21 protein-coding genes, 1 pseudogene and 1 riboswitch are annotated in these 23,062 nt (G+C 71.6%); of the genes and pseudogenes, 14 read left to right on the top strand and 8 right to left on the bottom strand.

All coding sequences use genetic code 11. From position 1 onward, the window contains the following. Positions 1-368: 368 nt before the first annotated feature. Entirely contained in the window at positions 369-569 is a 201-nt protein-coding gene (locus AB0H21_RS38450; protein WP_358526623.1) for a hypothetical protein, read from the bottom strand. Between the two features lie 10 nt (positions 570-579). Here AB0H21_RS38450 and AB0H21_RS38445 point away from each other — a divergent pair, with 10 nt between their 5' ends. After that, positions 580-1,515, top strand: coding sequence for an LCP family protein (locus AB0H21_RS38445; RefSeq protein WP_358526622.1), 936 nt, complete (start codon positions 580-582; stop codon positions 1,513-1,515). Between the two features lie 178 nt (positions 1,516-1,693). On the opposite strand, the gene AB0H21_RS38440 is transcribed toward AB0H21_RS38445, so the two are convergent. Then, positions 1,694-2,353, bottom strand: a complete 660-nt coding sequence (locus tag AB0H21_RS38440) for a GPP34 family phosphoprotein (protein ID WP_358526620.1) — start codon at positions 2,351-2,353, stop codon at positions 1,694-1,696. A 191-nt stretch (positions 2,354-2,544) separates the two neighbouring features. On the opposite strand from AB0H21_RS38440, the gene AB0H21_RS38435 reads away from it, so the two are divergent. From AB0H21_RS38435 to AB0H21_RS38425, 3 genes are all read left to right on the top strand, one after another. Next, positions 2,545-3,423 carry a DNA-formamidopyrimidine glycosylase family protein gene (locus tag AB0H21_RS38435; protein ID WP_358526619.1) on the top strand — a complete coding sequence of 293 codons (879 nt, stop codon included), beginning with the start codon at positions 2,545-2,547 and terminating at the stop codon, positions 3,421-3,423. Between the two features lie 119 nt (positions 3,424-3,542). Next, the gene (locus AB0H21_RS38430) at positions 3,543-3,866 is read left to right on the top strand and encodes a rhodanese-like domain-containing protein (protein WP_358526617.1); all 324 of its coding nucleotides are present in this window, start codon (positions 3,543-3,545) and stop codon (positions 3,864-3,866) included. A 24-nt stretch (positions 3,867-3,890) separates the two neighbouring features. After that, positions 3,891-4,018: riboswitch (TPP riboswitch) on the top strand. Then, positions 4,009-5,409, top strand: a complete 1,401-nt coding sequence (locus tag AB0H21_RS38425; RefSeq protein ID WP_358526615.1) for a cytosine permease — start codon at positions 4,009-4,011, stop codon at positions 5,407-5,409. It overlaps the preceding riboswitch by 10 nt. Here AB0H21_RS38425 and AB0H21_RS38420 read toward each other — a convergent pair. Beyond that, positions 5,369-5,521 (bottom strand): annotated as a pseudogene (locus AB0H21_RS38420) (methylated-DNA--[protein]-cysteine S-methyltransferase); the annotation flags it as partial. The gene AB0H21_RS38425 and the pseudogene AB0H21_RS38420 sit on opposite strands and share 41 nt — an antisense overlap. Before the next feature lie 587 nt (positions 5,522-6,108). On the opposite strand from AB0H21_RS38420, the gene AB0H21_RS38415 reads away from it, so the two are divergent. Both AB0H21_RS38415 and AB0H21_RS38410 read left to right on the top strand, forming a co-directional pair. Beyond that, entirely contained in the window at positions 6,109-8,004 is a 1,896-nt protein-coding gene (locus AB0H21_RS38415) for a PAS domain S-box protein (protein ID WP_358526613.1), read from the top strand. A gap of 152 nt (positions 8,005-8,156) precedes the next feature. Then, positions 8,157-8,591, top strand: coding sequence for an ATP-binding protein (locus AB0H21_RS38410; protein ID WP_358526612.1), 435 nt, complete (start codon positions 8,157-8,159; stop codon positions 8,589-8,591). On the opposite strand, the gene AB0H21_RS38405 is transcribed toward AB0H21_RS38410, so the two are convergent. The 4 genes from AB0H21_RS38405 to AB0H21_RS38390 all read right to left on the bottom strand — a co-directional run bounded on the left by AB0H21_RS38405 (position 8,588) and on the right by AB0H21_RS38390 (position 11,071). Then, positions 8,588-9,784 (bottom strand): arginine deiminase, encoded by a 1,197-nt coding sequence (locus AB0H21_RS38405; RefSeq protein WP_358526610.1) that lies wholly within the window; start codon positions 9,782-9,784, stop codon positions 8,588-8,590. The two genes, AB0H21_RS38410 and AB0H21_RS38405, sit on opposite strands and share 4 nt — an antisense overlap. Positions 9,785-9,867: 83 nt before the next feature. Continuing rightward, the gene (gene yidC / locus AB0H21_RS38400; protein ID WP_358526609.1) at positions 9,868-10,533 is read right to left on the bottom strand and encodes a membrane protein insertase YidC; all 666 of its coding nucleotides are present in this window, start codon (positions 10,531-10,533) and stop codon (positions 9,868-9,870) included. 99 nt (positions 10,534-10,632) lie between these two features. Then, positions 10,633-10,902, bottom strand: a complete 270-nt coding sequence (locus tag AB0H21_RS38395) for a DUF6412 domain-containing protein (RefSeq protein WP_358526607.1) — start codon at positions 10,900-10,902, stop codon at positions 10,633-10,635. Between the two features lies 1 nt (position 10,903). Then, positions 10,904-11,071 carry a hypothetical protein gene (locus AB0H21_RS38390; protein ID WP_358526606.1) on the bottom strand — a complete coding sequence of 56 codons (168 nt, stop codon included), beginning with the start codon at positions 11,069-11,071 and terminating at the stop codon, positions 10,904-10,906. A gap of 226 nt (positions 11,072-11,297) precedes the next feature. On the opposite strand from AB0H21_RS38390, the gene AB0H21_RS38385 reads away from it, so the two are divergent. The 5 genes from AB0H21_RS38385 to mptB all read left to right on the top strand — a co-directional run bounded on the left by AB0H21_RS38385 (position 11,298) and on the right by mptB (position 17,117). After that, positions 11,298-12,017, top strand: coding sequence for a response regulator transcription factor (locus AB0H21_RS38385; protein ID WP_358526604.1), 720 nt, complete (start codon positions 11,298-11,300; stop codon positions 12,015-12,017). Then, the gene (locus tag AB0H21_RS38380) at positions 12,014-13,153 is read left to right on the top strand and encodes a HAMP domain-containing sensor histidine kinase (RefSeq protein ID WP_358526602.1); all 1,140 of its coding nucleotides are present in this window, start codon (positions 12,014-12,016) and stop codon (positions 13,151-13,153) included. Before AB0H21_RS38385 ends, AB0H21_RS38380 begins: the two co-directional genes overlap by 4 nt. Positions 13,154-13,812: 659 nt before the next feature. Then, positions 13,813-14,163, top strand: a complete 351-nt coding sequence (locus AB0H21_RS38375) for an STAS domain-containing protein (protein WP_358526601.1) — start codon at positions 13,813-13,815, stop codon at positions 14,161-14,163. Between the two features lie 377 nt (positions 14,164-14,540). Further along, entirely contained in the window at positions 14,541-15,296 is a 756-nt protein-coding gene (locus AB0H21_RS38370; protein ID WP_358526599.1) for a glycosyltransferase, read from the top strand. A 204-nt stretch (positions 15,297-15,500) separates the two neighbouring features. Further along, positions 15,501-17,117, top strand: a complete 1,617-nt coding sequence (gene mptB, locus AB0H21_RS38365) for a polyprenol phosphomannose-dependent alpha 1,6 mannosyltransferase MptB (RefSeq protein ID WP_358526597.1) — start codon at positions 15,501-15,503, stop codon at positions 17,115-17,117. Here the strand turns inward: mptB and AB0H21_RS38360 are convergent. Then, positions 17,008-19,152: a hypothetical protein gene (locus AB0H21_RS38360; RefSeq protein ID WP_358526596.1), complete on the bottom strand. Its 2,145-nt coding sequence runs from the start codon at positions 19,150-19,152 to the stop codon at positions 17,008-17,010. The two genes, mptB and AB0H21_RS38360, sit on opposite strands and share 110 nt — an antisense overlap. A gap of 719 nt (positions 19,153-19,871) precedes the next feature. Between AB0H21_RS38360 and AB0H21_RS38355 the strand changes: the two genes are divergently transcribed. The 3 genes from AB0H21_RS38355 to pheA all read left to right on the top strand — a co-directional run bounded on the left by AB0H21_RS38355 (position 19,872) and on the right by pheA (position 23,006). After that, complete coding sequence (locus AB0H21_RS38355; RefSeq protein WP_358526594.1) at positions 19,872-21,314, top strand: glycosyltransferase 87 family protein; 1,443 nt, start codon at positions 19,872-19,874, stop codon at positions 21,312-21,314. A gap of 13 nt (positions 21,315-21,327) precedes the next feature. Next, a complete protein-coding gene (locus tag AB0H21_RS38350; RefSeq protein WP_358526592.1) occupies positions 21,328-21,744 on the top strand; it encodes a DUF4446 family protein in 417 nt (138 codons plus the stop codon). Between the two features lie 338 nt (positions 21,745-22,082). Then, positions 22,083-23,006 (top strand): prephenate dehydratase, encoded by a 924-nt coding sequence (gene pheA, locus AB0H21_RS38345; protein ID WP_358526590.1) that lies wholly within the window; start codon positions 22,083-22,085, stop codon positions 23,004-23,006. The last annotated feature ends 56 nt before the right edge of the window (positions 23,007-23,062 follow it).

The raw sequence follows: 23,062 nt of genomic DNA, 5'->3' as shown, positions 1-23,062 counted from the left end.
CGCTAGAGGTCGTCGTAACGCTAACGGTCGGGCCCCGGCCAATGTTTCCCATGGGACCGCATTGGTGACTTAGTGTGACTTTGCGTACTTTTGCATGAGAAAACCTTGAGCTACGGACGTCCCGCACGTGCGCGACGGCGTACTTTCGAAGCAAAGCTGTTCCAGCCACAGGACGGGGACGACGACGTGGGTGATTGGCCTGGTGAGCGGGCCGGGGGGTCCGACGAGAGCGGGTCACGCGAGGGCCCGACCCGTGCCATGAGGCGGCCCGGGGGGGCCAGTGGGAACGAACCGTACCAATCGGCCGCGGAGTCCTATTCGGCGGGCCAGCCGGCCCACCGCCTGCCGCAGGGTTCCGGAGGGCGGGCTCACGAGGACGACGAGGCGACCCGGCTGGAGGCGTATCCGGGGGGCGCGCCGTTCGCGGGCCCGGCGGACCCCTCGCGGGGGAAGGGCCGCGTGTACGGCAGGCCGAGGTCCGGGGAGGCGCCCGTCCGGCCGTTGTCCTCGGGGGGCCGGTCGAGGAACGACGACGGCGGGCCGCCGAGGGCGCGGTCGCCGCGCCGCATCGGGCGCATCGTGCTCAGGGTCCTGGTGATCCTGGTCGCGCTGCTGCTCGTCCTCGCGGTGGCCGGCTACTTCTGGATCAACTCGCGCATCAACTCGGTGGAGTCGCTCACCGACTACGACGGGCGCCCGGCGGCCACCCCCGGCGAGGACTGGCTGCTCGTCGGCTCCGACAGCCGGGCCGGGCTGTCGGCCGCGCAGCGCAAGAAGCTCCGCACCGGCAGCGCGGTCGGCAAGCGCACGGACACGATGATGCTGCTGCACATCCCGAGCGGCGGCGGGCAGCCCACGCTGGTCAGCCTCCCCCGCGACTCCTACGTGCCCATCGACGGGCACGGCAAGGACAAGCTGAACGCGGCGTACGCCTTCGGGGGGCCCAAGCTGCTGGCCAAGACGGTCGAGAAGGTCACCGACATCCGCATCGACCACTACATGGAGATTGGCTTCGGCGGTTTCGTCGGCATCGTGGACGCGATCGGCGGCGTGAACATCTGCGTCAAGCAGAACATCAAGGACCCCAAGGCCGGGATCAACCTGAAGAAGGGCTGCCAGGACATGGACGGCGGCACCGCGCTCGGGTACGTCCGCACCCGCAAGACCGGCGCGCTGCCCGACTTCGACCGCACCCAGCGCCAGCGGCAGTTCTTCTCGGCCGTGGTCAAGAAGGTCGCCAACCCAGGCGTGCTGCTCAACCCGTTCCAGTCGATCCCGCTGGCGATGAGCGCCACCGACTCGGTCGCCGTCGACCCGGGGACGGGCACGTTCGACCTGCTGTCCCTGGGCCTGGCGATGGGCGGCAGCCCGGTCACCACGGCCGTCCCGGTCGGCTCGCTGCCCACGATCAACGGCGCCTCCGTCGTCAAGTGGGACACCGAGAAGGCCCTGCGCCTGTTCAAGGCCCTCGCCGAGGACAAGCCGGTCCCGGAGGACGTCCTCACCAACAAGTAGCCCGGAGGCGGCGCCAAGTAGCCCGGAGGCGGCCATGAGAATGCCGGCCGGGCCTCCCGGGAGGCCACCTGTGCTTCCTGGACCGCCGCCTTCGCAGGACCGCCGGTCGCTCCCGTCCGTCGAGCCGGGAGCGACCTCTCACCCGCCCGTTCGCGCAGGGGCTCGCCGGGGTGGGGGCTCAGGAGCCGACGGTGCCCGAGGTGACCGCGACGGTCGTGGCGGCCACCACCCCGGCCATCAAGGCCGCGTTCACGGCGGCGATCGTCTTGGCGACCGCGGGGCCGGCCCAGTCGCCCTCGACTACCTCTTTGACGCGCCGCCTGTCGGCCTCGGGGAACAGCTTGCGGTCCAGCTTGCAGGCGTTCAGGACGCCGATGAGGACGGCCGAGCGCTCATCAGGCTCGGCTCCGGCGAGGACGCCGGCGAGGCGCGCGCGGACCGCCCGCTCGACCGCCGGGTCCTGCTCGGGGTAGGACCTGCTGGGGAACAGGCCGAGCACCTTGGTGGACCGCTCGCTCAGCACCCCGCGCCCGGCCAGGCGGCTCAGCAGGCGCTTGCGCAGCGCCATGGACTTGATCTTGGACACCCACGCGGCGGGCTTGCGCTCGTGGTCGGCGGCGACGTGGGCCAGCACGGCGTCGAGCTCCTCGTCGCCGGTCGGCGCGGGGTCGAGGACGACGACCTTGCCACCTTCGAGGCCGAGGCGCCGGGCGACGAACAGATCGGCCAGCAGGGCACCCGCGAGGCCGGCGTCCAGCTCGGTGGAGCCGATCAGCGGTTTGCCGGTGTCGTCGCGGTAGGCGAGCAGCAGCAGCTCTTCGGCGATGGTCACGTCCATGGTCGGCCCCCAGGCGGTTTCCGTTCTTGCTGACACCGTAGGTCACGGACGGGCGCGCGGTGCGCCGCCGGCCGTGGTTATCCACAGGTGAGTTCGTTGTCCACAGGCCGCCGGGACCCCGCTGGGGGCCGACCCGGCCGGTTCAGGGTCGCTGCCGGTTTCGTGGCGTGGTGAGAGGTTAGTGTGAGGGCATGCCGGAGCTACCCGAGGTGGAGTCGCTGGCGGAGTTCCTCCGCGAGCGGGCCGTCGGCCGCTCGATCGCGGCCGTGGACGTCGTCGCCTTCCAGGCGCTGAAGACCGTCGATCCCCCCGTCACGTCCCTGCCGGGCCTGACGCTGACCGGCGTCACCAGGCACGGCAAGTTCCTCGACCTCGACGCCGACGGCATCCACTTCGTCACCCACCTGTCCAGGGCGGGCTGGCTCCGCTGGCGCGACGACCTGTCCGGCGCCCGCCCGGTGCGCCCCGGCAAGGGCCCGCTGGCCGTACGGGTGCGGTTCGCCCCCGACGACGAGGGCCTGCAGCCCGGGTTCGAGCTGACCGAGGCCGGCACCCAGAAGCGGCTGGCGGTGTACGTCGTCCGCGACCCGGCCGAGGTGCCGGGCATCGCCGCGCTCGGCCCCGACCCGCTGACCCCCGAGTTCACCCGCGAGACGCTGAAGCGCATCGTGAACGGCAGCCGCACGCAGATCAAGGGCCTGCTGCGCGACCAGAAGGTCATCGCGGGCATCGGCAACGCGTACTCCGACGAGGTGCTGCACGCGGCGAAGATGTCCCCCTTCAAGATCGCGGGCTCGCTGACGGACGAGGCCGTGGCGGACCTGTACGACGCGATCGTGGACACGTTGCGCACGGCCGTCGAGCGCGCGCACGGCATCGCCGCGAAAGACCTCAAGAGCGAGAAGAAGTCAGGTCTGCGGGTTCACGGCCGTACAGGCGAGAAATGCGCCGTCTGCGGTGACACGATCAGAGAGGTCTCCTTCGCCGACTCCTCCCTCCAGTACTGTCCGACGTGCCAGACCGGCGGCAAGCCGCTGGCCGACCGCAGGCTGTCGCGCCTGCTCAAGTAGGTCTCACGTAGGTCCGTGATGCGCCGCTGACCTGCCTTCTCGTGAAAAACGACGGTCTGTCATCGATGACAACGGTCTGTTAGCGGGCGGAATGGTCGCGCAACAGGGACAATGAAGGCATGACCGTCCCAGAGATCGATGCCAAAGCCGTGCCCGACGACGTCTTCCTGCTCGACGTGCGCGAGCTCGACGAGTGGCAGGCGGGCCACGCCCCGACGGCCGTCCACATCCCGCTCGGCACGCTGCAGCAGCGCGTCGACGAAGTCCCGGCCGGTGTCCCGGTGTACGTCATCTGCCGCGTCGGCGGCAGGTCCGCGCAGGCCGCCGCGTGGCTGAACCACGTCGGGCGCGAGGCCGTCAACGTCGACGGGGGAATGTACTCCTGGGCCGCCGCCGGACGGCCGATGGTCGCCGAAAACGGAGCCCAGCCGTACGTCGCGTGACCCTTGGATGTAATAATCCAGTAAAAATCCATACCGCGGGAGCTCGGGCGAGACCGGGCTGAGAGGGCGGTTCCCGGCAAACCCGGGCGCACCGCCGACCGCATGAACCTGGACCGGGTAATGCCGGCGTAGGGAGTGTGCGATGTCGTCCATCGTCGACGAAGTCCCCCTGACCCTCGACGAGGCTCCGCCGAAGACGCTGGGGGCGCTCGACCAGGGCGCGTTCTGGGCCAATCTCGGGGTCAGCCTGCTCGGCTTCTCCGGGGCGCTGTATCTGCTCGACCCGCTGGGCGGCCGGCCGCTGAGCCTGGCGGCGGCCGTTCTCGCGGCCGTCGTCGGCAGCCTCGTCGGCACGGTGATGGTCGGTCTGGCGGCCGTTCCCGGGGCGCGTACCGGCGCCCCGGCGATGGTTCTGCTGCGCGGCCTGTTCGGCGTGCGGCTGTCGTACGTCCCGACCGTGCTGAACATCGTGCAGATGCTCGGGTGGGGCGCCTTCGAGCTGTGGGTGATCGCCACCGCCGCCCAGGCCGTCTTCGGCGACGCGGTTCCGTACCAGGTCTGGGTGCTGGCGGCGGGGGCGCTCACGATCGCGCTGACCATACGCCCGCTCGGGGCGATCCGGCTGCTGCGCCGGTTCGTGACGGCGGGCGTGGTGGTCGCCATGGTGTGGCTTGCCGTGGCGCTGCTGCGCGAGGGCCCCTCACTCGGCGCCGGGAGCTGGGACGCGTTCGCCCCCGCCGTCGACTACGTGATCGCGCTGTCGGTCTCGTGGGTCCCGGTCGCGGCCGACTACGCGCGGCACTCGCGCTCCAGCCGCGCGGCCTTCGGCGGCGTGGTCGGCGGGTACACGATCGCGCAGGTCGCGTGCCTGGTGATGGGCGTGCTCGCGCTGTCGCTTGTGGGCAACGACGCCGACCGGGTCTGGGAGGCGTTCGTGGCCGTGCCCCTCGGGGCCGTGTTCTTCGGCGTCCTGGTGCTGCGCGAGGCCGACCAGTCCTTCGCCAACGTGTACTCCACGGCGATGTCGCTGCAGAACCTGCTGCCCCGGGTGGACCGGCGCGTCTTCTCGATCGGCGTCGGGGTGTTGACCACGGGCGTCGCCCTGTTCGTGGACGTCAGATCCTACGGGGCGTTCCTCGGCGTGATCGGCGCGGTGTTCGTCCCGATGTTCGCCGTCCTGGCCGTCGACTACTTCCTGCTCGGCGCGGCCGGCCGCTGGGACACCTCGGAGGACGCGCCCTCCCGGTGGCTGATGATCGTGCCGTGGGTGCTGGGCTTCGTGGCGTACTGGCTCGTGACGGTGACGCCGACGGTGGGCTGGTGGGACGCGGCCTGGGCGGCGGTGCGCGACGCGATCGGGTTCGCGCACCAGCCGTGGATGAACGCGGCGCTGGCGGCGTTCGTCGTCTCGGCGCTGGTCACGCTGGCGCTGGGCCCACTGGCGCGCCTTCGAGGCGCAGCAGGTGCTCCTTCGCGGCCGGCCCGCCGGCGTACCCCCCAAGATGCCCAGGCGCCTCGATCGCCCGGTGACACGGCACGATGACGCACACCGGGTCGGCGGTCAGCGCGTTGCCGATGGCGCGCAACGCCTGCGGGCGGCCGATCCGGTCGGCGATCTCCTGATATGTCGTGACGCTGCCGTACGGCACCGCCATCGTCATCTGGAGCACCGTGCGGGCGAACGGCGTGGCCAGCCGCAGGTCCACCGGGGTCGTGAACGCGCGCAGCCTGCCCGAGAAGTACGCGTCGAGCTCGCGGCGGATCGGGTCGAGGCGGCGGGGGTCGTTGCCGATGAACGTGCCGATCTCGCGGGAGACGCGCGCGAAGACGACGTGCTCGTCCTCGTAGCTGCATGCGGCCACGCCGCGCGCGGTGACGGCGAGCGTCATGCGGCCGACGGGGGTGTCGGTCATGCCGAAGGCGATGTCGGGCGGGGTCTCGCCGACGTAGCCGGGAGAGGTCACCCGCACCAGGGCGTCGAGGTCACCTGTCGTCATCGCCCCATCCCTCCCGGTCCCGCTACCGGCAGCGTAGCGGAGTGCGGCCTCCTACCGGCCACGACGTAGTTGGCGAAGTCCATGTCGCCCGGGTTCCGCCTGCTTTACCCGGGCCGGAGAGGGGGAGGAATGCTCCGGTGGCGAGCGAACCGGTCCCCCCGGCGTCCCCCGAGACCGCCCGGGACGGGCAATTGCGACTATTCGTACATCGAAAGTGCCAAGACGCGGCTGCGAAAACGGGCACGATGGGGGTCATGAGTGACGACAGGGTAGAGAATGCCGATGAAGGCTTTGCTCGCGCTGTCCTCGCGAGCGCGGCGGACGCCGTCGTGGCGCTCGACCGCGACCTCAACATCCTGATGTGGAACCCCGCCGCGGAGCGGCTCTTCGGCTTCGCCGCGGCCGACGTCACCGGGCGCAGGGTGCCGCTCGTCCCGGACGAGCTGATGGCCGAGCACCACGCGGTCCTGGAACGGGTCCGCACCGGCGGTCCCGTCTCGCTGCGCACCAGGCGCTGCCACCGCGACGGCGCGCTCGTGGACGTCCGCGTGGACATCAGCGCCCTGCGCGCCGAATCCGGCGCCCTGCTCGGGTACGTCACCGTCTACCACCCCGTCGCCAACGACTCGGTCGCCCGCGAGCGCGGCGCGCGCAGGGCCAGGCTGGTGCGGCGGCTCACCGACGTCGTGGCCGACATCAACGCCGAGCTGGAGCTGCCGTCCGTCCTCGACCGCATCGCCGCGAGCCTCACCGAGCTGACCGGCGCCGACGCGGGCGGCTTCGTGCTGATCGAGGACGACCGCCTGCGCCTGGTCAGCGCGCACGGGCTGCCCGGGAGGCTGAAGGGCGCCACGGCCGACCTGCGCAGCAGCCTCGTCGGCAAACTGCTGCGCACCGGCAAGACCGTGCTGCTGGAGACGGGCGACCAGGCGGCGCTGGACGAGCTGATCTGGTCGGAGCTGCCCGGCCTGCACACGATCGCGCTCGGCGTCGCCGCGGTGGGCGGGCGTCCGTACGGGGCGCTGTACGCGCTGTTCGCCGAGGGGACGGCCGGGCACATCGAGCTGGAGCTGCTCGAACTGCTCGCCGGGCACGCGGGCATCGCCCTCGGCAACGCGATGGCCTACCAGGACGTCGTCCGGCAGCGGGCGCACGAGCGCGCGGTCGTGGACGCCAGCGCCGACGGCATCGCGGTGCTCGACGACCGCGGGCGCGTCCGGCAGTGGAACCCCGCGGCCGAGGAGCTCACCGGCGTGCGCGCCGCCCAGGTGATCGGCGGGCTCCCGCCGTTTCCGCTGCCCGACCCGGGCGAGAAGCTCACGACGCAGCTTTCGTCCGGGCGCTGGCTGGACGTGGTGAGCGCCGAGATCATCGAGACCGGCGAGATCGTGGTGGATTTCCGCGACGTCACCCGGGCCAAGGAGCTGGAGGAGGCCAAGGACCTGTTCCTCGCCACCACCAGCCACGAGCTGCGCACCCCGATCACCGTCGTCCAGGGGTTCGCCGGCACTTTGGACGCGCGCTGGGACAAGCTGTCGGACGTCGAGCGGCGCTCGGCCGTACGGACCATCGCGGAGCGGTCGCGGGCGCTCGGCCAGCTCATGGACCACCTGCTGCTCGGATCGCGGTCGGGCGCCGACGAGCTGAAGGTGCGCGTCGAGAGCTTCGACCTCGGCGAGCGGGCGCGGGTGGCCACGCTCGGGCTGCCGGTGCTGTCCGACCGGCACCGCGTGGAGATCGACATCCCCGTCGACCTGCCGTGGGTGGACGGGGACGCGCTGGCCACCGACATACTGCTCGGCCAGCTTCTGGAGAACGCGTTCAAGTACTCGCCGGACGGCGGGCTGATCCGGGTGCTGGCGTGGCCGGAGTCCGACCGGGTCGTCCTCGTCGTGGACGACGAGGGGGTCGGTATCGCGCCGGGCGACCGCGAGCGGGTGTTCGATCGGTTCGTCCAGGCCGACAGCGGCGACCGCCGGAGGTTCGGCGGCGTCGGGCTCGGGCTTTACATCGCCAGGAACCTCGCGCGCGCCCAGGGAGGCGAGGTCACCGCGCATCCCCGGCCCGGCGGAGGCACGCGAATGCGTTTCGTTCTGCGTACCGCGCCCGCCTATATCGGATCCGACACACCGAACCGGTAACGAGCCGGTAACGGATGAATGCGTCTAGTGTCGTTTCTGCACAAGCAATGATCGCCACGCGGTTTCCACAACCTTCGATCGGGGCATTTCGGTCGTACTGGGATGTGTTTTCCTCAGGGGGAAATGCAGGAGAACGGGGAAGTGAGGGCGTCGTGCTGTTGCCGTATGCGCCGACCAGCGTCGCCGTCGCACGCCAGCGTCTCAGCGCCGATCTCGAGCAGTGCGGGGTGTTCGCCGCCGCCATAGAGGACGCCGTCCTTGTGGTGAGCGAACTGCTGAGCAATGCGCTCCGTCACGCCCATCCGCTCCCATCGGGCCAGATCATGGCCACATGGGACTGGGCGGACGACCACCTCGAGGTCACGGTGAGTGACGGGGGAGCGGCCACGGAGCCCCGCGCGGGGCGGCCGGCACTCTCGTCGCTCGGCGGGCGAGGGCTCGGGATCGTCGAGTTTCTCGCGGAGCGCTGGGGTGTGCGGCACGACGGGGACATGACGACGGTATGGGCGGTTCTCCATGCCCCGGTCGTGATCCTTAATTCACAACTGAGGACACCCGAAATAGGGGCCCTACGCGAGTGTGGCTAGACGGTCCCTGATAGGGCCCTGCTGATAGGGCACGACATGCACCGCGGACCGCCCCGTCCGCTGCCGAGTTCGCTACCCGCAATTCGGATGACCTTGACGCCCGCGGCCTCCAGACGGGCGTTCGTCTCCACATTGCGCTCGTAGGCGACCGCCACGCGCGGCGCCAGGGCCAGTGTGTTGTTCCCGTCGTCCCACTGCTCGCGCTCGGCCGTGACGGGGTCCAGGCCGGTGTCGATGACCTTCACCCGCTCGATCCCCATCGCCTGCGCCGCCGCCTCCAGGAACGGGCGCGGCTCGAAGACGCGCAGCTCCCCGTTCTCCATCGACGTCACCGTGTACGCCTGGAGCGAATAGGCGACCGGCGGGTACATGACCACGGTGTCCACGTCGACCATCGTGCAGATGGTGTCGAGGTGCATGGTGGCCCGCCGCTGGGCGACCGGCACGGCCAGCACGGTGTGCGCGAGGCCCGCCGCGAAGACCCGGCGGCACAGGCGCTCCACGCCCGCGGGCGTCGTACGCTCCCCGGTGCCCACCGCGATCACCCCCGGGCCCATCAGCAGCACGTCGCCGCCCTCCACGTGCTCCAGCCACGGCTCGTACAGGTGCTCGGTGCCGGCGAAGCGGGGGTGGTGGGTGTAGATCAGCCGGGTGAGCATGCTCTCGCGCGTACGGGCCGGCATGGCGAGGCTGGTCACGGCCACCTTGTCGCCGATCCACACGCTGGAGTCGCGGGTGAACAGCAGGTTGGGCAGCGGGTCGACGACGAAGTCGTGCCGGTCCAGCAGCTCGTACACCAGGCCGCGGCCGGTCTTCAGCTCCTCGCGGGCGAGGCCCGCGATCAGCGTCTGGGCGAGCTGCTCGGGGTCGAGGTCGAACAGGTGCCGCCGGGTCAGCTCGGCGAGCCGGTCGCCGAGCTGGCGCTCCTGGAGCACGGCGGGGACGATCTCCTCGCGCGCCGCCTCGTACTCCAGCGTGTCCTGGAGCAGTTCGGTGAGGTAGAGCACCTCGACCCCGTGCTCGCGGAGGGCCTCGGCGAACGCGTCGTGCTCCTCCTGGGCCCTGCCCACCCAGGGGATCGAGTCGAAGAGCAGTTTGTCGTTGTTGCGGGGGGTCAGCCGCTTGAGTTCGGGGCCCGGCCGGTGAAGGAGCACCGTCTCCAGGCGTCCGACCTCGCTGTCGGCACCGTTCATGGCTCGCCCCCCGTTCTCGCCTGAGCACTTCCGACATTCAACCGTAATGGTGGACAAGACCCCGGCAGGCAGGGGAGGTGGGGTCAGGCGGCCTTCGGGTACAGGACCGCCCGCTCCGCCGCCGACCACGCGGTGCTGACCAGCAGGTACAGCCCGGCGGCCAAGGGAAGGAACGCGGCGGCGAGGATCGTGCCGAACGGCAGCAGCCGGAGCAGGCGCGGCTGGACCTCGCCCATGCGCCGCGAGGTCACGTACGCCAGCACCGCCAGCAGCGCGAACAGCCCCAGGAAGATCAGCGCGGGCGCGCCGAACAGGCCGCCGCCCGCCACCGCGGCGGCGAAGTGCTCGCCCAGCGGCACGCCGAGGGCGCTCTGGGCGAGCAGAAGGTTCGGGTGCCCGGCGATCGTGGCCGACACGAACACGCGGTAGGCGATCATGAAGAACGGCGCCTGGGCGAGCGCGGGGCCGATGCCCGCGAACGTGGACGTCCCCTCCGCCGCGTAGAGCTTGGAGGTCTCGCGGTAGAGGCGCTCGGGGTCGCGCGCGTACCGCTTGCGCAGCGCCTGGACCTTCGGCGCCAGGCGCAGGCGGATCCTTGCCGCCCTCGCCTGCCGGACGGCGAGCGGCAGCAGGAGCAGGCGCACGGCCAGGGTGAACAGGATGATGGCGAGCGCCGCGCCGGTGAGAGACGCGAGGGAGTCGATGAGCCGGTAGGCGGAGCCGAGCACGGCGTCGTAAATCGCGGACATGCTGGAACAGAGCCCCTTCGTCGGGTTCGTCTGATTTGAACGGACATGACGAAAGCGCCCGCCAGGACACCCGGGCACGGCGATGGCCGTACGGGATCGCTAGACGGGCGCGGGGCCTGCGGATGGTGCTCTGGGCCTCGGGCGGCCGGCCGTGTCCGGGTGGCACAGCCGGACGAACACCGGGCGCGCGGCGCGTGATCGGCCCGCGGCGGTGTGCGCGACGGCGGGGACGAACGCCGGCCGTCCGAGGGCCCAGGCTAGGACGAGAAGGGTGACCCCCACGAGACCGACGGCCGTCAGCGTCGCCGGGCCCGAATGCCCGGCGACGAGCTGCGCGAGCAGCGCGAAGGTCGCGTGGAAGGGGGTCATCTCACTTCGAGAGCTTGCTCACCAGGGTGATCGCCGCGAAGACCGCGAGGCCGATGAGGCCGACGACCAGCAGGATCTTGAAGATCCCGAAGATGGTCGGGATCAGGAGTCCGAACACTACGTAGAGTGCCAGGACGACTCCGAGAACGGAAAGCACGATGCGGGCCATATCCAGAAGGTACGTCGCGGCGGGCCCGGCTGCGAGCGAATGCCCGATCATAGATGGAGATCGTGACTTTTCCGTCGGCGCGTCGTCCTTTCGCGGGAAACGGCCTGGTGCTTCTTCTTACGAAGTGATGACGTGGCCTTACGAAGGGGTGCCGCGGGTGCCGCTCGTCCCGATTGAAGCGATAATTTGTGACAAATCGGGCATAGTGGAGGGCTAAAGATTGAACATGGCACACCCTCCCCGCATCCTCGTCGTGGACGACGACCCCACCGTCGCCGAAGTCATCGTCAAATACCTCGAACGCGACGGGCACGTGGTCGAGAGCGTGGGCGACGGCGCCGAGGCCCTGCGCAGGGCCCTGGCCAACCCGCCCGACCTGCTCGTCCTCGACCTGATGCTCCCCGGCATGGACGGCCTCCAGGTCTGCAAGAAGCTCAGGGAGCGCTGGCCCGTCCCCGTGATCATGCTCACCGCGCTCGGCGAGGAGATCGACCGCGTCGTCGGCCTGGAGACGGGCGCCGACGACTACGTCACCAAGCCGTTCAGCCCGCGCGAGCTGGCCCTGCGCGTGCAGTCCGTCCTGCGGCGGGCCAAGGGGACGCTCGTCACCAACGGCACCGGCGTGCTCCGCGACGACGGCCTCGTGGTCGACGTCGGCGCCCACGAGGTGCGGCTCGGCGGCGAGGAGATCACCCTGACGGCGCGCGAGTTCGACCTGCTCGCCTACCTCATGCGCAACCCCCGTCAGGCCTTCAGCCGCGCCGCCCTGCTCGACCAGGTGTGGGGCTGGTCCTTCGGCGACACCTCGACCGTCACCGTCCACGTCCGCAGGCTGCGCGAGAAGATCGAGACCGACCCCACCACCCCGCGCCGCATCGTCACGGTCTGGGGGGTCGGGTACCGGTACGAGCCCGTGGACGGCCCGCCGGACGGGCACATCCGGTGATCGTCCAGATCGTCGCGGTCACCGGCGGGCTCGGGCTCGTCATCGCCGCGCTCGGCCTGGCCCTGCTGTGGCTCCTGCGTGGGCGCTCGATCGGCTTCACGCTCGCCGTCGTCGCGGTCGTCACCGTCGCCGCCACGCTGGCCGGCGTCGTCTCCATCACCATCGAGATGATCATCGACGGCCACCCCAAGAACGTCGTCCTCACCGTCGTCGCCATCGCCGGGCTGGTCGGGCTCGGCGTCGCCCTGATCGTGGCCCGCAGGCTCGTCAAGGTGAGCCGCGGGCTCGTCGCCGCCGTCGAGGCCGTGTCGCCGTCCCAGGACTTCGTCCCGCCGCCGGGAAGGCTCCCCGCCGAGCTGGACACCATCTCCAAGGCCCTGGAACAGGCCTACCGGCGGCTGCGCGAGGGCCGCGAACGGGAACGGGCCCTGGAGGGCGCGCGGCGCGAGCTCGTCGCCTGGGTCAGCCACGACCTGCGCACCCCGCTCGCCGGTATGCGCGCCATGGTCGAGGCGCTGGAGGACGGCGTCGTCCACGACCCCGCCACCGTCAGCCGCTACCACAATCAGATCCGGCTGGAGGTCGACCGGTTGTCCCACATGGTGGACGATCTGTTCGAGCTGTCGCGCATCCACGCCGGCGCGCTGCGGCTCACCCCGCGGCCCATCGGCCTCGGCGACCTGGTCGCCGACGTGCTCGCGGGCGTGGAGGCCCTGGCCGGGGCCAAGGGAGTGCGCCTCGCCGCGGAGGCCGGGCCCGTCCTGCCGGTGTACGCCGACGCCGCCGAGCTTGGGCGCGCGCTGCGCAACCTCGTCGTCAACGCCATCCGGCACACGCCCGAGGACGGAACCGTGGTGGTGCGCGCGGTCGCCGACGACGACACGATCCGCCTCTCGGTCGCCGACTGCTGCGGCGGGATCCCCGAGGACGACCTACCACGCGTCTTCGAGGTGGCCTTTCGCGGAGAGGCCGCGCGGTCTCCTGGCCCCGACCGCGGCGCGGGACTCGGCCTCGCCATCGCGCGCGGCATCGTCGAAGCCCACGAAGGCGCCATCGCCGTCGTCAACGAAGGCGCGGGCTGCCGCTTCGAGATCAGCCTGCCCGTCTCCGCGCCCGCGCTCGCCGGCCCCGTCTGAGAGCGGCCGGTCGCCCTCGGGTGACGGGGTGGGCCCGGACGGCGGCTCGTAGGCCGGAAGCGCCGCCAACGCGTCCGACATTGCCCGAAATGTCGGGCAGGGCCAGCGCCACATGCAGCTCCTGCACCGCAGGATCGGATGCGCGGCGTCGCTCGTGATGCCGCCCGCGTCCCGCGGCTGGTGCAGGTCGAGCAGGCGCAGGCCTAGCTCGGAGAAGCACAGCAACTCGGTGCGCGCCCCCGTGAGCAGCGCCAGATCGTCCACGGACAGGCGCGTCTTGATCGGGACGTATCCATCCCGGTTGACCAGCGGCCGGAGCGGCAGGGCGGCGTCCCCCCAGGCGCGCGCCCTCTCGGTCCGGGCGAGGATGCCCTCCAAACGTTCACGCATGCACTGGCGTTGGGCATCTTCAGGAATCTCACTGTTCATCGGCGCTGTAGGGCCCGTCCAACTCCTCGCCCGCCCCTCCTTCTCGAAGTGACGACCGGACGCGGAGGTTCCGGGCCTCCCCCCCTTCCGGCCGAGCCGGTGTCGCATAGCGTCAAGCTTTGCGTACCCAGCGTTTCCGTGAGGCGGGAACCGGGAACAAAGGGCGGACGACTCTTCGGTTATCGCGGTAGAACGTGACCCGGCGGCCGAGCGGCGCTAGTGTGCCCGCTGTGGAGCTCAAGGTCTCGACTCGATCACATGCCGGACACGCCATCTTGACGGTTGTCGGCGAAATCGACCTATATACCGCGCCGCGCCTGCAGTCGGAGTTCACCCGCCTGCTGGAAACCGGCCCGGATCTGGTCGTCATAGACATGTCCGGCGTGGAGTTCTGCGACTCCACGGGCATGAACGTCCTGCTGTCCGCGCTCAAGCGCATGCGAGAACGCGGCGGTGCCCTGGAGGTCGCCTCGCCACGCCCGGCCGTCCGCAAGATCCTCCAGGTCACCGGCCTGGACTCGGTCTTCACGGTCCACGACACGGTCCCGGCGAACCTCCTGACAGCCGAACACCCCGGCTGACGCCGCCGCCCGACGAGCACCGGGCGGTCGGCGAAATCCCGGCCGACACCGTCACCCGAGCACCTGGGACGACACGCTCACGTGCTCGATCATCACCAAGGTGGTGCCGCTGGGGTCCGTCTCGGTGCGCTGTGGCGGTACCACCCCCGTCACGTTCTCGGGCCGTGGCTTGCGGGCGCCTGCTTCGCGTTTCGGTGGGCGTCAGTGTGGACGAGGGCGGTCGGTGGCCTGCTTCGGTGTGCGGAGGAGACGCGCTCGTCTGGCGGTCGCGGCGTTCGGGCCTCTGTGCGCGACACCATCGTGGCGAAGTTGCCGATGGACGAGCATCCCGGCTAGCGTCGATCGATCGCCACAGGCAGCGAACCGGACGAGGACCGATGAGCGACCCATCCGTACAGCCCGATACCGCGGTCATCATCCCTGCCAAGGATGAAGCCGACCGCGTCGCCGCGACCGTCAGGGCCGCGCTGGCCATTCCGAGCGTCGATCTGGTCGTGGTCGTCGACGACGGCTCGTTCGACGACACCGGCCGGGTCGCCAAGGCGGCGGGCGCCCACGTCGTACGCCACAGCCGCAACCGCGGAAAGGCGGCGGCCATGGAAAGCGGCGCCGAGGCCGTACGCCTCCTCGACACGCTGACCCTTGGCGGCCAACGGGCCCGCCACCTGCTGTTCCTGGACGCCGACCTGGCCGCGACCGCCGGTGCCGCCGCGGCCCTGATCGAACCCGTCCGGGCGGGTGCGGCCGACATGACCATCGCCATGTTCACCACCCGCGTCAAGCTGGGCGGCCACGGCATCGTCGTCCGGCTGGCGCGCGACGGCATCAAGCGCGCCGTCGGCTGGCAGGCGACCCAGCCCCTCAACGGCCAGCGCTGCCTCACCCGAGCGGCCTTCGAGGCCGCACGCCCCCTCGCCTTCGGTTTCGGCGTCGAGACCGGCCTCACCATCGACCTGATCCGCAAGGGTTTCCGCGTCCAGGAGGTCGAGGTCGAGATGGCGCACCGCGCGACCGGCACCGACTGGCGCGCCCAACTGCACAGAGCCCGCCAGTTCCGCGACGTCGCCCTGGCCCTCGCCTCCCGCGAACAACTGGTCACCAACCTGAGATCCACCCTCCGTACCCCCCGCTGACCCGGCCCCCTCTCCACCACATCCACGGCGCCCGCCCCTGCCGCTGGACGCGACAGCCCCGCCGCCCGTGGGCGACGTTGTTGCGGGCTGTGGAAGGAGGTGGAGATGGCTCGGGGAGGTTGTGGGGTGTGCTGGAATCGAGCGGTGGATCGGGTTGGGACGCGCGGGCGGGGGTGGTCGTCTCGCGTCGCGGTGGCCGGGGGCATGCTCAGCGTCGTGGTGACGGTGGTCATCGGCGCGCTGGGGCCTTCCGTGGTGGTCCCGCCGTTGCCGGGGCCCGCGTGGCAGCCTCCGTACTCCTTGGACGCGCGTCCGGATGGCCATCTCGTGGTCGGCCTGGAGGCGGCGGCCGTCCTGCTCGGCGCGCTGGGCCTCGCCGCCGGGTTGCTCGCGCTTCGGCGCGGCTGGAGACCCGACCCGCGCCGGCTCGTCCTCGCCGGGTGTCTCGCGGCCGTCGCGTTGGCGTTCCTGCCGCCCTCCGGTTCGGCCGACCACCTGAACTACGCCGCGTACGGCCGCATGGTCACCCTCGGCCATGATCCTTACGCCACGGGCGCGGTCGACCTGCCCGGGGATCCGATCGCGGACTCCGTGGAGATCCCCTGGAGGGAGGAGCCGAGCGTCTACGGCCCGGTGGCGACCGCCGTCCAGGCGCTGGCGAGCCTCGTCGGCGGCGACTCCGTACGGCTGACCGTCTTCGTCCTCGCCCTCTTCAACGCCGCCGCCTTCGTCATCACGGCCCTGCTGCTCCACCGGCACACCCGGGGCGACCCGGCGCGCCAGGCACGCGCGGCCCTCCTCTGGACCGCCAATCCACTGCTGATCTACCAGTTGCTCGCGGGCATGCACGTCGACACCCTGGCGGTCGTCTTCGTGGTGGGAGCTCTGGCCATCGGCGGGCGTTCGGCTTCCGATCGAATCGCCGACGGCCGGGCGGGTTCGCGGTGGGTCTCCGGTGCGTTGCTCGGGCTGGGGATCGCGGTCAAGGCCAACGCCGGCCTGGTGGCGCTCGGCCCCGCGTGGGCTCTACGCAGGTCGCCGAAGCGCCTGGCGATCGTGGCGGGTTCCGCGACCGTGGCCGTGCTGGTCGCCTACGCGCTCGCCGGGCGCCACTCGCTGGACCAGGTCCTGCACGCCAGCAAGTCCCTGTCCCTGGCCACCCCCTGGCGGCTGCTCCAACACGGTCTGCAAGCGGTGGTCGGGACGGGTTCGGCCTATCGCGGATGGGTCCAGGCCGGCTCCCTGATCCTGCTCGTCGTCCTCGCCGTGGCCCTCTGCCGCGCTCTCCCGCGAGGTACTTCGGCCTCAACCCCCCCGGACGACGAGCTCTCGTCCTCCGGCAACGGCTCTCGCGACGTTCCGCTGTCCGTGGCCGCCTCCTGCGAAGTGTCGTCCTCGAAGGGGTCCGCCACCCAAGTCGGGCTGCCTGATGTCGCATCTCGGGAAGGCGCGTCGTCCGCGGTCTGGTCGTCCGTGGCCGGGCCTGGGCAGGAGCGGGAGGAGGCGGCGCGGGTCGCCGTGGCGGTGGTGGCCGCCTGGCTGGTCGCCACCCCGTACGCCTTGCCCTGGTACGACGGGCTCGGGTTCGCCCTGCTGGCGATGATCACGGTCACCCCGCTCGACGGCTTCATGGCCGCGCGGCTGGCCGTGCTGTCGCTCGCCTATGTCCCGGCCCGTCAAAAGCTCCTGCCGGACGACCTTCAGTGGCTGGTCACCGTGTGGAGGGGCCAGGTGGTGCCGTGGCTTCTGCTGGCGCTGACGGCCGCCCTGGCGTGGTGGGCTGTGCGAGCAGGACGGCGCGCAGGGACGCCGCGAGCGTGAGCGGGACCGCGACCGTGAGGGCCATGGCGGGGATCGCGATGCCGGAGTCATTGAGCAGGAACCCGGCGAGCGCGGCGGTGAGGGCCCCGAACAGCCCGGCGTGCAGCGCGGGAGCCCGTTCGTAGGCGAGGCTTAGCGCCGAGGCGCCCCACCGCGACGGGCGGGCCAGGACGAAGTAGAGGAACGCCAGGGCGACCAGGGACAGCAGGGAGAGTTGCCAGTTGCCGATCGTGATGCCGAGCATCGCGCCGAGCTTGCGGCCGACCACCGGCAGGGCCTCGCCGTCGAGGACCTGCTGGGCGAACGCGCCGAGGTGGGTGCGCTGCTCGGCGGGCCGCAGCCGGTCGGCGAACGCGATCACGAGGATCAGGGCGACTCCGGCGACGCCGACGACCGCGAGCCTGCCGAAGGTGACCCTGCGGCCCGAGAGCAGCATCATGAACACCGCGAACCCGAGGACGAACGCGGGCACACCGCCGAAGTCGGCGCCCCAGCTCGGCCATCCGTCCGCGAAGATCGCCAGCAGCCCGTACGCCAGGCACACGGCGAGGGCGAGCGTTCGCCGCCCGCGCTCGACCAGTGCCTGTGCGACGCCGGCGAGGGCGAGGATCGTGCCGGTCGCGTACACGGCGAAGGCGATGTTGCTGAAGCCGTAGAACCGGCCGCCGGTGACCGGTTCGTACCCGGTGACGGCGTTCACCTGAAGGCGCGAGCCGGTCAGCACGTCCAAGAGCAGGGCGAGGGAGGTGACGCCCGCGACGACCGTGAGCGGGCCGAGCACGTGGGAGCGCCATGGCCCGGCGAACGCCACGGCCGCGAGCAGCCCCGTCAGGCACATGATCGTGACGATGAGCGCCGCCATCGGATGCCCGAGGTTCCACCACGGGACGAGCTGCGCCAGGAACGTGGACACCGCGACGGCGCCGCCGGCGACCGCCATGACCTGAGTGGCGACGAGCACGCGCGCGCCGCCCCTGCGACGGCGGACCGCGAGCGCGGCGAGACCGTAGAACAGCAACTGGAAGGCCACGAACACCGCGAAGAACGGCCCGCGCACCTCGACGAGGACACGGCTGGCGAGGTCGGCGTCGGCCAGCTCTCTGACGGTCTCGTGGACCGAGGCCGGGGCCGCCCCGCCCGGCAGCCACGGCCGCCCGACCGTTCCGGCGGGCACCCGCACGCCGAGAGTGTCCAGCACCGTGGTCGTCAGGTCGGTGATGGTCACCAGCCCGTCCTGGCGGGTGGAGGACGCGGTCAGGTGACCCGGCGTGTACGGACGCCCGGCCGGCGACGGCCCGGCGGCGAGGGCCACGTGGAGATGAGCGGCCGCCGAGACGTCGGACAGCCCCGCCACAAGGGTGGTCGCCCCGGCCGGAACCAGCCGCGTTATCTCTCCGACCCGCCGATCGACCGCCGCCAGAGCCGCGGCCCGCGCGGCGTCGGAGAGTTCCCCCGGCGATCCAGGCGATGACGGCGATCCCGGTGATCCAGGCGATCCAGGCGATGACGGCGGGGTCGCGGTGGGGGCGGAGAGCCAGGCCTGGGACAGGTCGTCGATGTCGGCGATGACGAGGGTGTACTGGCTCAGATCGCCGAGCTTGGCGATGTTGTCGGCATATTGCTGGACGTTGCCGGATTTGTCGGCGGCGGCGAGGGCGGCTCCCGGGCCCACGGCGGCCACCGTGCCACCCGCGTCCCGTACGGCCTGCCCGAGCATGCCGATCGTGGCCCGGTAGGACGTCGCGGCGTTGTAGGACCTCAGATCGGCCCACCCCGGGACGGTCGCCGGGCCGCCGTCGCCGGACCCGGCGGGAACGGGCGGAAGCTCGCATTCCAGCGCCGCGGACCCGGCCCGCTGGCCCGCCGATACGGTGAGCCACCCGGCGACGGGGCACGTGCTCGCGTGATCCGGCCGGGGGTAGGCCCGGATCGACATCGACGCCGACGCCCCCCGGCCCACCAGTGCCCAGAGATTGGGAGTGCCCTCGGCGCTCAGATCGGCCCACCGCAGCCCGGGCACGCCGATGACCACCACACGCCGGGGATCCGCTCGCTCGGACCCCGCCCGCGCGGAGCCCGACCTGTTCGCGGCACCGGGTGCCGTGGCGCCCGGGACGGTGAGGGCGTCTGAGACGAGGTCCGGGACAGAACCCGAGTCGGCCAGGGTGCCCGAGGCAGACGAGATCCCCGAGGCAGAAGAAGTGCGGGAGGCAAAAGAGGTGCCCGAGGCAGAAGAGATGCCCGGCATATGCGCGTCGGCTGCGCGCGCGGGGACCGCGCCGTCTCTGGCCGCCAGAGCCGTGCCACCGAGGCAGCCGAGGATGGCGAGCGCGCCCAACGCGAGGGCCACAGCAGCCCGGACGGTTCCTCGCATGCCCACCGAAACCTCGCTTCCACCCCTACGGACGACTGCGGACCTGGTGAGACGTCCGCGGACGCCTCGATGCCCCGCTCCTGGAAACCCTAGCCACCCACAGGAGTGCCGCCTGCCGGGACGGGTGTGCCTGTGGATGACCCGCGACGATCCACAGGCCCCGGCTCGTCCACAGGGCCTGGCCGAAGGGAGAGGCGGCGCCGAATCCGAAAAGGACCCCTTGGCGAGGGGAGCATGCGCCCTCCACAGGTTGGGGTGGACGTCGTCCACAGGGTGTGGACGTGCGGGACTCCGCGGGGCCGGCAACCGCGGCGGAGCTCGTAGGGCCGGGCGGCGAGAAGGAGGGGCCTGGAGGAGGTTAGGCGGTAGCCTGCCAGGTCGTGAGCACTGGTGAGATGCCCGTGCCCGGCAGGGCCGACCGCGCCGGGGATGGCACCACGGGCCCCGTGCCCGGCGGGCCGGAAGGCGCCGAGGACGGTACGGCCCCCGTGCCGGGCGGGCGCGGGGCTGTGCGGTCGGGGGCGTGGTGGGCGTGGGCCGTCGCCCTCTTGATCATCGGTGTGGCCGCGGTTCCGCTGGTGGACTACTGGCTGTCCAATCCGGCCGACCAGCGGTTGGTCGATCTGGACGTGTACCGCACGGGCGGGCAGAGCGTGCTGCTGGGGCTTCCCGTCTATGACGTGATCACGCCCGCGCCGCAACTGCTGCCGTTCACCTATCCGCCGATCGCCGCGCTGCTGGCGGTGCCTCTGGCCGTGATGTCCTGGCCGGTGGCCCAGTGGGTGTGGACGGCCGGCGTCCTCGTGTGCCTGGCCGTGTCGGTCCACTTCTGCTTCCGCGACGTCCTCGCGCACCGAAGGCCGCGCGCCTGGGCGCCGCCGGTGCTCTTCGGGCCGGTGTTGTTCGGGGTCGTGGCGGTCGCGTGCCTGTACCTGATGCCGATCAGGGACCAGTTCCGGTTCGGCCAGGTGGACATCCTGCTGGTGATGCTGTGCGTCGTCGACGTCCTGGCCCGGCGCCCGTGGTGGCCGCGCGGCATGCTGATCGGCCTGGCGACGGCGGTCAAGCTCACCCCCGGCGTTTTCCTGATATATCTGCTGATCACCGGTTTCGGCAAGGATGCGCTCCCCGAACAGCGGCGGACGTTCTTCATGGCCGCCTTCACCGCCGCGCTGCTCACGATCGTCCCCTTCCTGGTCATCCCCCACGACGCCGCGAACTTCTGGTTCTCGGCCCTGCTCGACTCCGAGCGCCTGGGGTCCAACACCGCGACCACCAACCAATCGATCCGCGGGATGTTGCTGCGCCTCTACCTGCCGGGCTGGCTCACCGCCGCGCTGTGGCTGGCGGTCGCGGGGTTCGTCGCCTGGTACGGCTTCCGCCACGCCCGCCGGGCCCTGATCCGGGGCGACCGCATGACCGCGGTGGCGCTGACGGGCCTCATGGCCGTGCTGATCTCGCCGGTGGCCTGGATCCACCACCTCGCGTGGCTGGTCATCGCGCTCGCTGCCCTAGCCGCTCCCGTCCTCCAGGACCGCCGAGATCGCCAGGACGGCCACGACCCGGCCGGGGGACGGCCCGCTTGGCTCGCGTTACTGGTACCGGTCGCCGCCTGGCTCTACTACGTCGTGCCGATCCCGTGGTGGGGGGTGTCGCTGCGCGCGGCCGAGATCCCGGTGCTCAGCCCCGTCCTGGGGCGCGTCGTACAGGACGCCTTCGGGCTGGGGGCGCTCGCGCTCGTCTGGCTCCTGGCCCGCCGCGACGCCGAAGCCCGGCAAATCATGACGCCCCAGGGATTCCGGAGCGCCGACGTGATCGATTGATTACTCTCGGCATATGGTGGGCACCGTCATGGCGTTGATCGGCGTGATCGCCGGGATGACCGGCGTGGCCATCGGCCTGCTGGCCCTACGCAGCGCCCGCAGGGCCGTCGAGGACTGTCTGGACATGCTGGCCCGCCAGTACGCGCTCGGCGGCGTGCCGGACGTGAAGGCGATCCGGGATGTGGCCGTGTGCCGGTACGACGCCCTGGCCGAGATGACGGGCCGGCTCTCGTTCTCGGTCGCCATGATCAACGGGCTGGGCGACGGCATCGTGCTGACGTCGATCAACGGACGCACCGAGACCCGCACGTACGTCCGTCCGGTGAGGGGCGGGCGGGGGATCCAGCCGCTGTCACCCGAGGAAGAGCAGGCCGTACGCGCGGCCCGCCTCGGCAACGGCCCCGACATCGCCTTACAGCCCCACCGCTGACCCGGCCCCTGCCACCGACACGGCCCCGCTACCGACACGGCCCCGCCTCCGACCTGCCCTGCCACCGACCTGCCCTGCCACCGACCCCGTACAGCCACTGACCGTGACCGACTTTGACCTCGGCCCCGCTCCTGATCCGGCCCCACCGTCGACCCGCCTACGGGTGCGAAGGCCGAGTGGTGGGCCCCCGATAGGGGTCGTTTTCACGCAGCTCAGAGCCGATGCGAGGACACGCCCGAAGCGCGAGGGGAGTGATTTCGGCCATCTTCCACCATGGTTTCGGCGCAACCGGTGAATATCGCGGGTGAGCTTCCGATCCGGCCCGGTAGCCTGCTGGTATGCCGACGAAACTCGCCTACCTGGGTCCCGAGGGCACCTTCTGCGAGGCCGCCCTGCGGATCCTCGCGCCGGACGCCGAGCGACTGCCGTGCGCGAACGTGACGGCGGCGCTGGACGCCGCGCGGTCCGGCGAGGCCGACGGCGCCGTCGTCCCGCTGGAGAACTCGGTCGAGGGCGCGATCACCGTCACGCTCGACGAGCTCGCCTGGGGCGAGCCGCTGCTGATCACCGCCGAGCTGCTGCTGCCCGTCGAGTTCGCCCTGCTCGTCCGGCCGGGCACCGACCTGGCGCACATCAAGCGCGTGTACACCCACCCGGCGGCGATCACCCAGTGCCGCAACCACCTGGCGCGCGAGCTGCCCGCCGCCGTGGTGGTGGCCGCGCCGTCCACGGCGGCCGCGGCGCAGGAGGTCTCCTCGCCGGGTTCGCCGTACGACGCGGCGATCGCCCCGTCCATCGCGGGCGAGCACTACGGCCTGACGGAGCTGGCGTCGAACATCGGCGACCGCGACGACACCGTGACGCGGTTCGTCCGGGTCTCGCCTCCGGGGTCGCTTCCGGAGCCCACCGGCGCCGACCGCACGTCGCTGGTGGCCTTCCTCCGCGACGACCACCCCGGCGCGCTGCTGGAGATGCTGAGCGAGTTCGCGGTGCGCGGCGTCAACCTGACCCGCATCGAGTCGCGGCCCACCGGCGACGGCATCGGCCGCTATTTCTTCCACTTCGACGCCGAGGGCCACGTCGCCGAGGCGCGCGTGGGCGAGGCGCTCTCCGGCCTGCACCGCATGTCGGACGATGTGCGCTTCCTCGGGAGCTACCCCCGCGCCGACGGCGTGTCGCCCGAGCTCAAGCGGGGCACCAGCGGGTCCGACTTCGCCGAGGCCGCCGACTGGCTCGCGCGAATCCGCGCGGGCCAGGTCTGAACCCGATCAACCTGGCCCGATCACATCGGGCGCCTATTGGCGCGCGAGCGGCGGCC

This window comes from Sphaerisporangium sp. NPDC051011 (assembly GCF_040653595.1).
Lineage (GTDB): Bacteria > Actinomycetota > Actinomycetes > Streptosporangiales > Streptosporangiaceae > Sphaerisporangium.
This window is presented reverse-complemented; position numbering and strand designations above follow the sequence as displayed.

Coding starts and splice junctions, on each gene's coding strand:
- pheA (WP_358526590.1), top strand. CDS start 22,083: ATGCCGACGAAACTCGCCTACCTGGGTCCCGAGGGCACCTTCTGCGAG.
- AB0H21_RS38405 (WP_358526610.1), bottom strand. CDS start 9,784: ATGAACGGTGCCGACAGCGAGGTCGGACGCCTGGAGACGGTGCTCCTT.
- AB0H21_RS38385 (WP_358526604.1), top strand. CDS start 11,298: ATGGCACACCCTCCCCGCATCCTCGTCGTGGACGACGACCCCACCGTC.
- yidC (WP_358526609.1), bottom strand. CDS start 10,533: ATGTCCGCGATTTACGACGCCGTGCTCGGCTCCGCCTACCGGCTCATC.
- AB0H21_RS38370 (WP_358526599.1), top strand. CDS start 14,541: ATGAGCGACCCATCCGTACAGCCCGATACCGCGGTCATCATCCCTGCC.
- AB0H21_RS38425 (WP_358526615.1), top strand. CDS start 4,009: ATGTCGTCCATCGTCGACGAAGTCCCCCTGACCCTCGACGAGGCTCCG.
- AB0H21_RS38450 (WP_358526623.1), bottom strand. CDS start 569: ATGCGGCGCGGCGACCGCGCCCTCGGCGGCCCGCCGTCGTCGTTCCTC.
- AB0H21_RS38395 (WP_358526607.1), bottom strand. CDS start 10,902: ATGACCCCCTTCCACGCGACCTTCGCGCTGCTCGCGCAGCTCGTCGCC.
- mptB (WP_358526597.1), top strand. CDS start 15,501: ATGCTCAGCGTCGTGGTGACGGTGGTCATCGGCGCGCTGGGGCCTTCC.
- AB0H21_RS38430 (WP_358526617.1), top strand. CDS start 3,543: ATGACCGTCCCAGAGATCGATGCCAAAGCCGTGCCCGACGACGTCTTC.
- AB0H21_RS38390 (WP_358526606.1), bottom strand. CDS start 11,071: ATGGCCCGCATCGTGCTTTCCGTTCTCGGAGTCGTCCTGGCACTCTAC.
- AB0H21_RS38440 (WP_358526620.1), bottom strand. CDS start 2,353: ATGGACGTGACCATCGCCGAAGAGCTGCTGCTGCTCGCCTACCGCGAC.
- AB0H21_RS38350 (WP_358526592.1), top strand. CDS start 21,328: ATGGTGGGCACCGTCATGGCGTTGATCGGCGTGATCGCCGGGATGACC.
- AB0H21_RS38435 (WP_358526619.1), top strand. CDS start 2,545: ATGCCGGAGCTACCCGAGGTGGAGTCGCTGGCGGAGTTCCTCCGCGAG.
- AB0H21_RS38415 (WP_358526613.1), top strand. CDS start 6,109: ATGGGGGTCATGAGTGACGACAGGGTAGAGAATGCCGATGAAGGCTTT.